The sequence below is a fragment of the Spiroplasma endosymbiont of Aleiodes alternator genome (assembly GCF_964031135.1).
Lineage (GTDB): Bacteria > Bacillota_I > Bacilli_A > Mycoplasmatales > VBWQ01 > Spiroplasma_E.
In genome coordinates this window covers 1023060-1036654 of the sequence record NZ_OZ035008.1, presented here as the reverse complement: position 1 = coordinate 1036654, position 13595 = coordinate 1023060, and the positions used below count along the sequence as shown (strand labels likewise).

Annotated in this window: 16 protein-coding genes; 12 read left to right on the top strand and 4 right to left on the bottom strand. The window is 22.4% G+C overall.

Annotated features, from left to right (window positions below; genetic code table 4):
* Window position 1 precedes the first annotated feature (1 nt).
* The 5 genes from ACQH20_RS06135 (at window position 2) to ACQH20_RS06115 (ending at window position 6606) form a co-directional block, all read left to right on the top strand.
* Window positions 2–823: a hypothetical protein gene (locus ACQH20_RS06135; RefSeq protein ID WP_425376872.1), complete on the top strand. Its 822-nt coding sequence runs from the start codon at window positions 2–4 to the stop codon at window positions 821–823.
* A 1271-nt stretch (window positions 824–2094) separates the two neighbouring features.
* Window positions 2095–3336, top strand: coding sequence for a hypothetical protein (locus ACQH20_RS06130; RefSeq protein ID WP_425376871.1), 1242 nt, complete (start codon window positions 2095–2097; stop codon window positions 3334–3336).
* On the top strand, window positions 3287–4228 hold the full coding sequence (locus ACQH20_RS06125) for a hypothetical protein (protein WP_425376870.1): 942 nt from the start codon (window positions 3287–3289) through the stop codon (window positions 4226–4228). Before ACQH20_RS06130 ends, ACQH20_RS06125 begins: the two co-directional genes overlap by 50 nt.
* Window positions 4120–5310: a hypothetical protein gene (locus ACQH20_RS06120; protein WP_425376869.1), complete on the top strand. Its 1191-nt coding sequence runs from the start codon at window positions 4120–4122 to the stop codon at window positions 5308–5310. The genes ACQH20_RS06125 and ACQH20_RS06120 overlap by 109 nt, the downstream gene beginning before the upstream one ends.
* 57 nt (window positions 5311–5367) lie before the next feature.
* Entirely contained in the window at window positions 5368–6606 is a 1239-nt protein-coding gene (locus ACQH20_RS06115) for an IS256 family transposase (RefSeq protein ID WP_425377562.1), read from the top strand.
* An 84-nt stretch (window positions 6607–6690) separates the two neighbouring features.
* On the opposite strand, the gene ACQH20_RS06110 is transcribed toward ACQH20_RS06115, so the two are convergent.
* The 4 genes from ACQH20_RS06110 to ACQH20_RS06095 form a co-directional block, all read right to left on the bottom strand.
* The gene (locus ACQH20_RS06110; RefSeq protein ID WP_425376868.1) at window positions 6691–7176 is read right to left on the bottom strand and encodes a hypothetical protein; all 486 of its coding nucleotides are present in this window, start codon (window positions 7174–7176) and stop codon (window positions 6691–6693) included.
* A gap of 102 nt (window positions 7177–7278) precedes the next feature.
* Window positions 7279–7452, bottom strand: a complete 174-nt coding sequence (locus tag ACQH20_RS06105; protein WP_425376867.1) for a hypothetical protein — start codon at window positions 7450–7452, stop codon at window positions 7279–7281.
* Window position 7453: 1 nt separating this feature from the next.
* On the bottom strand, window positions 7454–7750 hold the full coding sequence (locus ACQH20_RS06100) for a hypothetical protein (RefSeq protein WP_425376866.1): 297 nt from the start codon (window positions 7748–7750) through the stop codon (window positions 7454–7456).
* Between the two features lie 215 nt (window positions 7751–7965).
* Window positions 7966–9672 (bottom strand): hypothetical protein, encoded by a 1707-nt coding sequence (locus ACQH20_RS06095; RefSeq protein WP_425376865.1) that lies wholly within the window; start codon window positions 9670–9672, stop codon window positions 7966–7968.
* A 70-nt stretch (window positions 9673–9742) separates the two neighbouring features.
* On the opposite strand from ACQH20_RS06095, the gene ACQH20_RS06090 reads away from it, so the two are divergent.
* The 7 genes from ACQH20_RS06090 to ACQH20_RS06060 all read left to right on the top strand — a co-directional run bounded on the left by ACQH20_RS06090 (window position 9743) and on the right by ACQH20_RS06060 (window position 13594).
* Window positions 9743–9931, top strand: coding sequence for a hypothetical protein (locus tag ACQH20_RS06090; protein ID WP_425376864.1), 189 nt, complete (start codon window positions 9743–9745; stop codon window positions 9929–9931).
* Entirely contained in the window at window positions 9910–10899 is a 990-nt protein-coding gene (locus tag ACQH20_RS06085) for an Mbov_0401 family ICE element transposase-like protein (RefSeq protein WP_425377595.1), read from the top strand. Before ACQH20_RS06090 ends, ACQH20_RS06085 begins: the two co-directional genes overlap by 22 nt.
* Window positions 10900–11810: 911 nt before the next feature.
* Entirely contained in the window at window positions 11811–12329 is a 519-nt protein-coding gene (locus ACQH20_RS06080; protein WP_425376886.1) for a hypothetical protein, read from the top strand.
* A gap of 276 nt (window positions 12330–12605) precedes the next feature.
* Window positions 12606–12863: a hypothetical protein gene (locus ACQH20_RS06075; RefSeq protein WP_425376885.1), complete on the top strand. Its 258-nt coding sequence runs from the start codon at window positions 12606–12608 to the stop codon at window positions 12861–12863.
* 121 nt (window positions 12864–12984) lie between these two features.
* The gene (locus ACQH20_RS06070; protein ID WP_425376884.1) at window positions 12985–13185 is read left to right on the top strand and encodes a hypothetical protein; all 201 of its coding nucleotides are present in this window, start codon (window positions 12985–12987) and stop codon (window positions 13183–13185) included.
* Window positions 13139–13432, top strand: a complete 294-nt coding sequence (locus ACQH20_RS06065; RefSeq protein ID WP_425376883.1) for a hypothetical protein — start codon at window positions 13139–13141, stop codon at window positions 13430–13432. The genes ACQH20_RS06070 and ACQH20_RS06065 overlap by 47 nt, the downstream gene beginning before the upstream one ends.
* Window positions 13433–13435: 3 nt before the next feature.
* On the top strand, window positions 13436–13594 hold the full coding sequence (locus ACQH20_RS06060) for a hypothetical protein (protein WP_425376882.1): 159 nt from the start codon (window positions 13436–13438) through the stop codon (window positions 13592–13594).
* The last annotated feature ends 1 nt before the right edge of the window (window position 13595 follow it).

Sequence of the window (13595 nt, the reverse complement as noted above, 5' to 3'; positions counted from 1 at the left end):
TATGATTAATAAACTTTGAACTGATGTCAGTTTAGAAAATTATAATAACTGATATCCATTAACTGGAAAAATTACAGAAACACCACAACAATATATACAAACATGACCTAATGTTAATGATTGATTTAAAACATTTGCTATTCGTGCTCAAAATGATATTAATGCTTATCTTGATTTTATTTTATCTAAATTTCCTTTTGATAGTTTTAAAGATGAATTAATTAAAGAAACATTAAGAGATATGGTTTATGTAATGGTTGAACACTGAGTATTTAATCGTACACCAATTGAATTTAATGTTGATGCTACTATTCAATTTAATAATGGTAGTCAATTTAGTGCAAGTAGTATTCCAACAATTAACGTTTGAGATTTAGCACCTAGTAGAATGAAAATATGGGCAAGACTAACAAAATTAAAACAAATATTTTCAAGTTATAATGACGATGAAATAGATGTTGAAAAAATTGACTTAAAAGCATTTTATACTAGAAATCAAATTGATGAACTAATTGAACAACAAAAAGAATTTACATTATCAAAACAAATGAAGTTATATGATGATTTAATTGATGATAATGAAAATGAGATATATAGGGGTCGTGTTACAAACTTTATAAATAAAGGATATGTAGCAACTGAATATGACCCAAAAACTGAAACAATGATTTTAGATTGACCAGATGAAATTGGTACATTACCACCAGAAGCATTACAAAACAATCCACAAATTGGTGATTTTACTCATGCTCCAACTTGTGATTTTTTGGGACTTTCCAGCAATCTGTGTAACTTAGTGATTTTACAACTAAAATTTATTTAAAAAACACAGTTTTTAGGAAAGTCCCGATTTTTCTGCTAAACAACAAAAACGAATTACTACAAATGAAAATGAAATTACCAAATTAAATAGTGAATTAATTAAAACAAATGAAAATATTAATGATGTTAAAAATAATTGATTTAATATTGAAACTAGTCCATTATGAAAAAAAGTTAAAAATGAAAATATTAACACAGATACATGATATATTATTGATTGAACATATTATTTTATCGATAGTAAACAACTTATTATAAGTAATAATAAATTAACTAAATCTAATATAAGAATTACTAATGGTCAAATAGAACAAAAACAAATAATAATTGAAAATATTGATGTTAATATTGACAAAGTAACATTATTATATGATGTTGATTTAATAAAGTTTATTATTACTAATAGCACAAAAAAGTATAAACCAATAATTCATAATATATATCAATATCAAGGAACTGGGATACCAACTGAATTTATAGCAGAAGAAGGTACTGAACGTGATTATTATACAAAAATAGAAACTAATAATTTATTAGATAAAAAACAAAATATAGAAGATAATAATTTAAAAACTACTAATAAAACTATTGTTGGGGCTATTAATGAATTAAAAGAAAAAATAAAAGATAAAAAATTTTCAAATGATTATTTTAAATATAATATTGAAACAAATGAAATTTTATTAAATGATGAAGAAAATTCATTACTTTGTAAGGATTTATTAGAAAATAATGAATATAAGATATTAAAAACTCAAAATAAAAAATTATTACAAGCAATTAATGAAATATTAGAAAAACAACCACAACCAAGTCCAAGTGGTTCAAATTGAAAAGAAGTAGGAACAAGAGAAAAAAATCAATGAGATAATTGACAAATTACTTATGATTTTATAGTTAATAAACGTTACAGAGTTTATTATTCTTGAAATATACATAACCCAGTTTTTGCAATTCAAGAATTTATTATAACTGATAAAAGAATAGCAGGTGTACCAATAGAAGTTTTTAACAATAATACTAGTGTATTAGTTTTATCAGTTAATCATGCAAAATTTATTACCATTTATTCTTTAAAAGGTAATGATAAAGTTAATACATGAAAATTACAAGAATTACAGGAATAATATTATGTTTTTTAAAATTATAAAAATTATTTTAGGTTTAATTGGAGTAATTCTATCATCTGCAACAGCAGGTTTAATTATATTTATTATTGTAAAAATTATATTAAAAATTAATCAAATATTTTAAAGAAAGGTGGTGAATATTATGTTAAGTATATTTAAAAGGAAAGATAAAAGCAATATTAGTGATAGTCAAAGTGAAAAAATAAAGTTTTTAAGTAATAAAAATAAAAGTACTCATGCTTCAATTTTAAATTATTTTGGTTTTAATGATTTTAATCATGAAACTTATTTCACTGATTTTGTAGCAGAAAATAATGCTAATTTATATAATGCTCCATTAGACATTAATAATGAAACTATTAAACAATATTTAATTAAACAAGAATTTTATAGAAAAAATTGAAATTCTATTTTTAAATTAAGTAAATTAGGAATTAGTGGTTATTTAATTTATATTGCTAATGATGATTTATATTTTCAAGTAGTAGATATACAACAAAGAGTTTATGATATTACTGGTAAATTAATTCAATGTACTATTTTTTATGATAGTTATCAACAAAATGCACAAACTGTAAGATTATTTGAAGTTTATACACTAAATAATGAACAAGTAACTATTAATCGTGCAATTTATAGTATTAGTGATAATAAAAAACAATTTCCATTAGATTTTAAATCATTCATTAATAATCCTAATTTAGAACAAGAACAAATACTAAATATCAATTATATACCAATAGCAATTATGAGAAATAAAGCAAATGAACAAGCAGATTGTGATAAAGTAATGGATAAAATTAAATCATTAGATGTTATTTATGAACAAATTGTTTTAGATACCATTTTAAATTCACCTAAATTTATATTTAGTCAAACTTATGGTAATGTTCAATCAACATTAGAAGAAGCAGTAAGAACATTAGTTACTAAAAACTACATATTTAAAAGTGGTGGAGATAATAATGAACAAAACGAAAATATCAATATGACAAATAGTAATTTTAAAGGTAAAAATTTAACTGATATATACGATTGAAATGTTAATGAAATATTTAAACGTTGTGGTATTCATATACCAAGTCAAAAGAAATCAGCACAACAATCAGTCCCTGAAAGTACAGCAGTTAATATTTCAACTATTAACTATATTGAACAAAAATTATGACAATTTAATATTGATATTCTTAAATTTATTCAATTATTAGTAAGTTTAGATAAAGATTTATTAAATAGTAAAACATTTAATATTAATGATGAACAAGAAATTAATAATTTAACTGTTAAATTAAAATTATTTAATCCCGAAAATAACCAATTAATAGGAGAGAACAATGGAAAACAACAACAAACCACAAACGAAGTTTCCACAGAAACAAACTAAACTTAATCAAGCAGAAGTAGAAAATGATTATTTAATTGATAATATTTCTTATGACTTTACTAATATGATGAGTGCTACTAGTGACCCCGATATTAATAGAGCATATGATGAGTTTAAAAAAAGAACAATATATATTTATGAAATTGAACGTTTATTTAAAAATAATGAAAATAATAGTTTAAAATTTTCAGCAAATACTATTAAAATAGGTTTTATTGATATTGATAAAGTATTAAAAACTACTGCTGTTGAAACATCTGATTTTACTATGCAATTAAATCAAAGAGCAAGTACTAATATTAATGATAATACAATTGAATATAGTATGACTGATATTAAAAATTTAATTTTCCAAGAAATAAATTTATTAAATCAATTTAAGTTATATGCTGTATCTATTAATGAACCCATAACTGAAAATAATATTTATGATTTATATATCATTAATAATTATTCACAACCATATCAAAATCCAAAAACAAGAAGTACTAAAAGTATAACTATTATTAAAATTAAAGATTTTAAAACAAGAGATGGTTATCCAATTATTATTAAATTACAAAAACCATTAGATAAAGATACAAAAGTTACTGGTTTAAAAATTAAAGCACCTAGAAGCATGATTTTCGGAAATATAAAGGTACTTGGTGAAGTTGACAATATGGAAGTATACCCAAAGTTATTTGTTAAAGATAAGATAGCATTTCCGCTATTATCAATGCCCATTGAAACTCAACCAAAAGTTATAATATTACAACAATGATTTAGCGAACAAATTTTACCTTGAAAATTAGCAAAACAATTTATAGGACAAGAAAAATCAGTTTTAGATTTAATTGTATTGGTGGGGGAACTGAAACAAGAAAAGAAATTATTAATAATGCAAGAGTAACAAACGCTAAATTAGGTTATGATGTTTCTAAAAATTTACATGTATGACCATTATCTGATGAAATAGAATTAAAAGATAAAAAATTAGAGTCATGATTTTTAGTAGGTAACTATAATTTATTTATTTCTACAACCAATAAATTTCATGATGTTGAGCTTGAAATAAAAGATAGACCACCAATTGATAGTTTACAAAAAGTATTATTAGACATGCTAACTTATACATATAATTATAATCGTAATTTTGATGGAGCAAAATATGAAAATGGTAGTCCAAATAACCATATTGCTTATTTAAAAGTTAAATTTGAAGGACAAAAGCCAGATGATGTAATTACTAATTTATTTAAACAATGAAAATTAGATTATCCAAATTATATTGATTTAGAACAAATAAAAATATTTAAACAAATAGTTATTATGTTATCAAATAATATTTATTCAGTAGTGTCAATTAATAAAGAATTAAATGATGATTACAAATTATTGTTACCTTATTATTTTGAATTAAAATCTAATCCTATACATACTACTACTGATGAAATTTGAGAATTTAAAGATATAAAAGTAATATTAAAATCTGAATATTTTGATTTCACTGATATTAATAATATTAAATTAAAAAATAATGACATTAGTCAAAATGAATTATTTAAACTAGATGATAACCAATTTAATTGATTATCTATTACAAATGAATTAGAAAATAATAATATTCCGTCATTAATTCCAGCAGATTGGACATTAGGTAATGGTGAATATGGTAAATACTTTACAAGAACAATTATTAGCAATAATAAAGTAGAAAATGCTTTAAACTTATATGGTTCAAATAAATCTCAATTATTTTCAAAATTAGAATTTTATAAAGAAATTTCACAAATTGATAATAATAATGAATTTGAATTACAAGCAAGAAATCCGATTAATAAATTAAATCGGATTGAAATTAGTGGGATATTTGGTGCTGGTAATTATGATTTAATTTTAATAACTAATAAAGAAGAAATAAACCTAACTAATATTAATTTATTTGATAAATATAAGGTAATGTTTAGTAATCTGTGTAACTTACAAAAATAACTATGTTTAATTAATTCTAGTAAATATAATTAAATGACTAGAAAGAGTGAGTTACAGATGGCTAAAAAGCAAAATATTAATAATAATGATCCAATATCAAAAGCAGTAGATTTATTATTAGAAAATACTGAAGATTTAACAACAGTTTTTAAAGAGGGAGAATTGTATAAAGAATTAACAAAAAGATTAGTAGAAAAAATGTTGAATTCTGAGATGCAAAATTATTTAGGATATGATAAGAATCAACATAGTAATAGTGACAATGCTCGTAATGGTATAAGTTCAAAAAAATTAATAACTCAACAAGGTAAAATTGAGATTGATGTACCACGAGATCGCAATAGTAATTTTAATCCTGTAATAGTTGCAAAAAGACAAAGAAGATTTGATGGTTTTGATCAACAAGTTCTTTCTTTATATGCAAAAGGTATGACATTATCAGATATTAGAATGCAATTACAAGAGTTATATCATGGTGCTGATATTAGTGAAAGTGTTATTAGTCAAATTACTGATGATGTTATTGATGATGTAAAAGCATGGCAAAATCGACCATTAGAAAGTGTCTATCCGATTGTTTATTTTGATTGCATAATAGTGAAAGTACGACAAGATAAAAGGATTATTAATAAATCAGTTTATATAGCTTTAGGAGTTGATTTAGAAGGTAAAAAAGATGTTTTAGGTTTATGAATTAGTGAAAATGAAGGTGCTAAATTTTGATTAGCAAATTTAACAGAAATGAAAAATCGTGGCTTAAATGATATTCTTATTGCCTGCAGTGATAATTTAACAGGCATGTCAGAAGCAATACAATCAGTTTATCTTAAAACAGAACATCAATTATGCATAGTTCATCAAATTAGAAATAGTTTGAAATATGTCTCATATAAGCATAGAAAATCTCTAGTTGCAGATTTAAAACCAATTTATACTGCATGTAGTGAAGAACAAGCAATGCAGGCTTTAGAATCCTTTGAAAATAAGTGAAATAAACAATATCCTCAAATTGCTAAATCTTGATATAAAAATTGAGATAATTTAATTGTTTTTATTAGTTATCCTGCAGAAATTAAAAGAGTGATTTATACAACAAATGCTATTGAATCTGTAAATAGTCAATTACGAAAAGTTATCAGAAATAAAAAAGTTTTTCCTAATGATATGGCAGTTTTTAAAATATTTTATTTAGCAATTGAAAATATAACAAAAAAATGAACAATGCCCATTCAAAATTGAAATACAGCAATTGCTCATTTTATGATAAAATTTGAAGATAGAATTAATCTAAACTAGTACTTTGTAAAACAAAGATACACAGATTACATAAAAGCCTCAAATATAATGAAAATACTTCTTATATAAATTTAGAAATTTAAATTATATTTTAAGTGCGTTATTTTTATATTTATTTGGTAATTGTTGATTTTGTAAATCAAAAGAATTTATTTCATCTTTACAATTTGATAAATGTTTTCCATCTCAAAGTTTTTCAGATTTAAAACTTATTCCTGTTTTCATATTTCACTCTGATTGATTTGTTAAAAATTTATTTTGTTTTAAAATATAATTTGTGTTATCTAAAAATTTTTTTAATTCTTTTTGATTTGAAAAGGTAATTGGTTGATTAATATAGTCTAAACCAAGTTTAATGAACTTTTCTTTTTCATCAATCAATCTATCTTTTCACATAAAACCAAAAATTTCTTTAATGTCTGATTTATCAAGACCATCAAATTCTGGGTCTCCCTTACAATTAATTTTATATGTTTCTATAAAATCAATTATTTTTTTGGTTTCTCGCAAATCTCTTAATATATTTTTATTAGAATACTTATACATTTGTTGAAATACATTTTTAATCATAAAATTTCTTCCTTTCAAGATAAAATAACCATTTTATTTTTAATAAAACAATAAGTTAAAAACTTATATAAAGTTTATAAAAATATTATATATCAATAAATTTTATTTATTAAAATAATTTTGTGTATATTTACCATCTCATTTTATATCTTCACTATGCTCTTTTACAGTATTGAAGTATAAAGAAGTTTTGTTTGGACTCAAAAATTTATTTCATCAAATAGTTGTTGTTCCATATACTTTTTCGCCATTTGGTTTTAAATAGTAATTTTCCATATTATGGGTAAGCACCCCCCATGATTAATCCAATTGTTCCAGTTGTAGCACCAGTTAGTGCTAATGCTAATGTTATTTTACTTAAATTTGTTTTTATTCATGTTTTCATAATAAATCTCTCCTTTTTATTTTTTCTTAATTTTTCACAAGTTTTTAATCATTTTGGTAATAATTCATATTCTAAATTAATTGCATGATTTTCACAAAGAAAAAGACTAAATGTTGTTGATTTTAATTCTAGTAATACAATATTACTTCATTTGTTATTACAATTTTTACTTTGACAAACAACATTCATTTTGTAAAATCTTTTTTAAAGATTTCAAATTATTTACAACTTTTAATGATTTTTCTTTATTCATCATAATTTACTCCTTAATTTTTAACATTTTATTGATTAATTGTAAGCATTTTTTGAAATTTTTACAAGTATGCTTTTAAACAAAAATAACTCCTAAATTAAAGGCGTTTATTTTATGATATCTATACTATTAATTATATATAACTTATTTGTTATATTGCAAATGTGAAGATACTTTTTTTCACAGTAGCATTATTTTTACCCCTAATTACATTTTTATATGGATATAGTGCATAAAACAACGTATCATAAGGGTCTTGATACATAGTTTTGTCAGGAATGTTAGTTTTTGTTTCATCATAACGTAATTCTTCTAAACATTGAGTCGTTTTTGGTAAATCATCTTTATTTGCATAAAAGTTTCCATAACTCATAATATTTCTCATTCAAACTACTCTATTAGTTAATCTGGCTTCTTGATTTAAATTAGAATTATGTTTAATAGCAGTTTGTGTTATTAAAATTGTATTATGTTCATCTATTAATTTTTGATTTAATCAATCAATTGCTGTTCTTGCTTTATCATCATAAAAATAAATTGCTTGTTCAAAATTCTCAAAATTGTCTATTAATCCTAAAATTTCATTTGCATAAGCATTAATTTTTTCATTTTCATTTATAAAGTCATTTGGAGTAACTACTAATTCACAAATAATATAAGCATCATAATAACCAGTATTATTATATTCTTTAAAACCAACTACCATAAACACAGTATGGTCTTTTGGTCCAGTAGCTCAATCAATGCCAACACTATAAAAATCAAATTTATACATATCTTTTTCTTGATTATAAAATTGTTTTAACTCATATAATTGTCAATATTTTACAGTTTTTTGAAATGGAAAAATTGTTGCATCACTATCTAAAAATTCAAAACCATAAAAAACAGTATTAAATTCATCAGGATTACTTTTTTTCATTTCTAATAATGTTCTTTTTTGAATATCTGGTAATTTATTTCAAAATGGTTGAATAGTAAATCTTAAAACAAATAAACCTAAACCACTAAACATATCTTGATTTTCATAATAAATTTTACCAACTTTTTTAAGATTTTCCATCACTTTATCATTTAATGGTAAAAATGGCGTACAGTATTTTAAATAAAATGGGTGGTATTTATCGTATGGATTACATGTAAACGTAATGAAAAAACTTTTATAAAAATAACGAGTAATCAATTTTCCAAAAGTAGAACTATATATATTTTTATCAATAAATGTTCAACTTCACTCTTTAATAGGTTCTTTTGATACTTTAATACGATTACTTCTAAACATAGATTTTTGTAATCTTTCATATCGATATGTTAATTGCTTTTCTGTCAAAGTTTCTTTTTCTTCTGCCATAATAATTTCATCTGTTCTTGAACCTAAAAAACTTGAACCGCCTGCTTCTTTTCCAAAAATTTTATTACCATTAGCATAACCAATAAAGTCAATTTGTTGATTATTAGGAAAAATAATACATCCACCATCCTTAGTTATTTTTCATTTAATACCATGTGGATTATTAGGTAATAAATTAATATTATATGTATCTAATAAAACTTGACAAACATTCATTAAAGCACCAATTGTAGTTTCACTATGAGTATTTTCATAGCGTCTTACTTCTTGAACACTACTATCACTAAAATTACAGCATATAAATAAATCAAATGCTAAACAGTTTCAAGTTTTTCTTGTTCCACGTGCAGTTGGAACAAAACGATAAAAACAATTAGTAGTAAAATATTCTGCTCATTCATCACCAACAAATTCTTTAAAAATATCTCAACTAAAACCATAATTATTATCACTAAAATTAAGATTATATTTTTTATTTAATTGTGCATAACTAGTAATAAAAGCCATATTTACTCCTCATTTTAAAAAAAATAAACTTAAATTATTAACAAACCAAATTTAGAAAGGAACATTAAAAATGTTTATATTGCCATTCCCTAATCATTTTGATTGAGACAAACACGATTTTAATCAAGATGAATTAAGTTTAAAACAAACAGAAGAGTTATTTCAAAAAATAGATGATTATTTATGAAATACATGTAATAAATCTGAATATAAATCATATAGATTTAGAAAAAGAAAATTAAAAAAAAAGGTTTACTAAATTATAAACGACGTATTTGTACTTATTATAACATAGAAAAACAAAAAACTGAATACGTATCTTTATTAGATAATTATCTTGGTGTTAAAAAATATAGTAAGCTTGCACCAAATGTTATTAAACAAATTTTAAAATATTTTGCTGATGATAAAAAGTATCGTGATGTTTGTGATACTTTTATTGAAGATTTAATAAGTAATAGTACAGTTTGTAGAACATATCAAAAATTTGAATTACCAAAAGCAAATATTCCCAAAATACCATTACAACCAAATCAAAATTTATACATCAATATTGATGATGGTCATCGAAAATTTAAGTTTAATGAAAAACACAATACTAAAAATTGTAAAAAATGTTCAATGAGATTATTAGTATTTTGTACTGGCAAAAAGAAGAATGGTAAATTAATTAATAAAAGAGCAGCATGTCAAATAAGAGTATCAAAAACAGAAATTGGTGCTGAAAAAACTGCAAAATTAATTGAAAAATATGGTAATTTATTTTTTGAAAATTTTGACCAAGCAAATTTAATAGTTTGTGGAGATAGTGCAAAATGAATTAAAAAAACTGCTACAATTTTAAATGCTAAATTTATTTTAGATAAATTTCATGCTTTCCATGTTTTATTTCTTGGCATAATGGCAGGAAGAAAAAAAGATAAAATTGCTAAATTACACTATCAAAATGCAATAAATTTATTTTCCAAAGGTCAATATTATGAATTAATTGATTTTTTACAATCATTAACTTTAAAATATAAAAAATTAAAAGTTGGTTATTTTATTAATGCAAAAGATGGTGTATTAAACCAAGCACTAGTTGAAAATATTGGTTGCTTTACTGAAACTAATATTAAACAAATTTTAAAAAAAATGATTGGTGATAGAACATATAACATTGATATGTATACAAAAATGGTTAATTTTAAATGCTATCAAATAAATACTGCCATCCAGTTATTATAAATTAAAATTTTTAAAAAATGAAAAATAAAATAAAACTTATTAAAAATACTTTAATAAGAATTTTTGAGTTATAAAAGTAAGTATTATTGTTGACTAATATTTTTCAAGTGTTAAGATTAACATACAATTGCATATTAAAGTCAAAATTATTCTCGTCTAACTTTATAATTTTAAGACAAATTTGAATATTATTGACAACATCGGTATGCTCCCAAAATGGGAGCGTGTCGAAGATGTCGATAACTAATCATTTTCAAAAATAACTTCCTAATTTTTTTTAAACCCTTAAATTAAAAATAAATGACAAAAGACGAGAATAAAAAATCGTCTTTTTTTGTAATTGTAAAATTTTAAAATTTTTAATAACCGTCTTTAATACTATTATCAACACGTGTTAAGGAATTAAAAAAGTGAACCACAACACAGTTGTTCAAAATAGTGGCTAGCATGTGGACTTGCATGAATAAATAAAAAGTGGATGATGCCTAATAAAATATACTAACCATTTAATGGTAATCCTTGGGGTGGGAGCGGATTGGAAACTAGTATATATAGACCCGGAGTGGGGACCAACTATTATTCTTTATTTAACCAACCTTGCCACTACCAAGTGAGCAAGTGTTGGTTTTATTTTTTATTTTTTTTTGAAAAATTTTTTGGGCGAGAAAATAAATTTCAAACTTGTAAAAAAAATTGAGCGGTGCCGGTTCAATTAAAATATTAATTTGCTAAACGCAAATTAAATAAATATTGAATCGAATGCCTCAATGTTTTTTAAAATTTCACAATTTATTTTTGAGCCCAGAATTGCTGGAATGAATAAAACGAATAGTAGTATTATTAATAATCTAAAAATAAAAATATATGTTCTTTATGCTAGAAGCAACAGAACATATTAGGAAAGAATTATTATGCAAATAGAATTTAAAAAAGAACAAATTGTAAAAGATAGACTACAATCTATTCTTATTGATTATGGTGAATATAAATTACAATGTCCAAAATGAATGCTTAAAAATAATAGTTTTATTGCTGATGATAAATATACATATTGAGTTTTTAATTTAGAAAATATTAAAAGAGAATTAAGTGGTAATGAATTAATAAAATTATTAGAACCATATATTAAAGACCAAAAAATAACTGTTAATAAATCAACCCCTCCAAAAGAATATTATCTTAATGACATAAAACTTGAACAATTAACATTTTATGAACAGCATAATAGTTGATTTATGGGTGAAATAACAGATAACAAAACTAAAATTACTAATCCTTGTTTTAAATATAACATTACGTGAGAAGAAAACAGAAAAGGCTTTAAAATAAATAATCCATATAAACATGATGATTTACCAATTAATTATATAGTTACTTCTTATAAGGAAATTTCAACTCATAATGAAAAAGTATTTTTGTTGAACATGTAAACAAAATAAATTAGATTATTTATTCTTTAATACTAATGATATAAAAACAAGAAAATATTTTTTAAGAGATAAAAATAGTAAAGCAATTTGTTATGACTGTATTTTAAATATTAGGTTAAGTAGAAGGTATAAATATGGATAAACAAAAATTAATTAGTTGATTAAATTTAATTTTAGATAGTGATATAGAACAATATAATAAAAAAAAGACATATATTATTTAAATAAATTAAAAGGTTCAATTGATATTATTAAAATTTTAATTAATAAAATACAATGCAGAGAATTTGATTAATAATGAAATATGACTTAATTATTGGAATTGACCCTGCTGGTATTGGTAATAATGGAATTGTTATATATTCAAATGAAACTAATAATATTGTTTTTAATGGAACATTCAATACATTAACTGTTTTATGAACTAAAAATATGTATAAAGAAAAATTGCAATTAATTCAAGAAAAATTTATTGATAAAAAAATATTAGTTATTGTAGAATTTTGGGACTTTCCTAAAAACTGTGTTTTTTAAATAAATTTTAGTTGTAAAATCACTAAGTTACACAGATTGCTGGAAAGTCCCAAAATTCTTTTTAAGTTCAAAACAATTATTAACTAATCCATTAGCAACACCTAAAATTATTGGTGCATTAATGGTATTAGTACAAGATGTTATGAATTGAGATTATTTAGAAAATCATCCTAAAAATAAAAACAAAATAGAAAATTATAAAGGAAATATAAAATTAACAAAACATGAACAAGATGCATATAAGCATATTCAATATTATTTAAGGAATTATAAAAATGAAAGAGAAAGCAAATTATGTCAAATTAACAGTAAAACTGAGTAACACTATTGAAGCAAAGCATTATGAAAAAGGTGACAAAGAATTATATTATAGTGTTCGTGGTCAATGAAATGGATTAAACTATGTTACTTTAATTTTTAATAAACCAAAACTTTATAGACGCTGTATTTTATTAAACAAAAACGATGAAATTATTGTAACTGGTCAAATCTTTAACACTTTAAACATTCCTAAAAATCGTGCATTTTGTTCAATTAATGTTAAATGATTTAAAAAATGAAAAGAGTAAAAAATGATATTATGAAAAATTTTATTAATAGTACCAATATTAATAACAAGTATAACATTAATAATATTTTTAATTTATATAATTAAAGATTTAAAAAATGAATATAAAGTATTAAAACTATTGAATTCAATTGCTAATCAAATTGAAAATAAGGAGATATAAA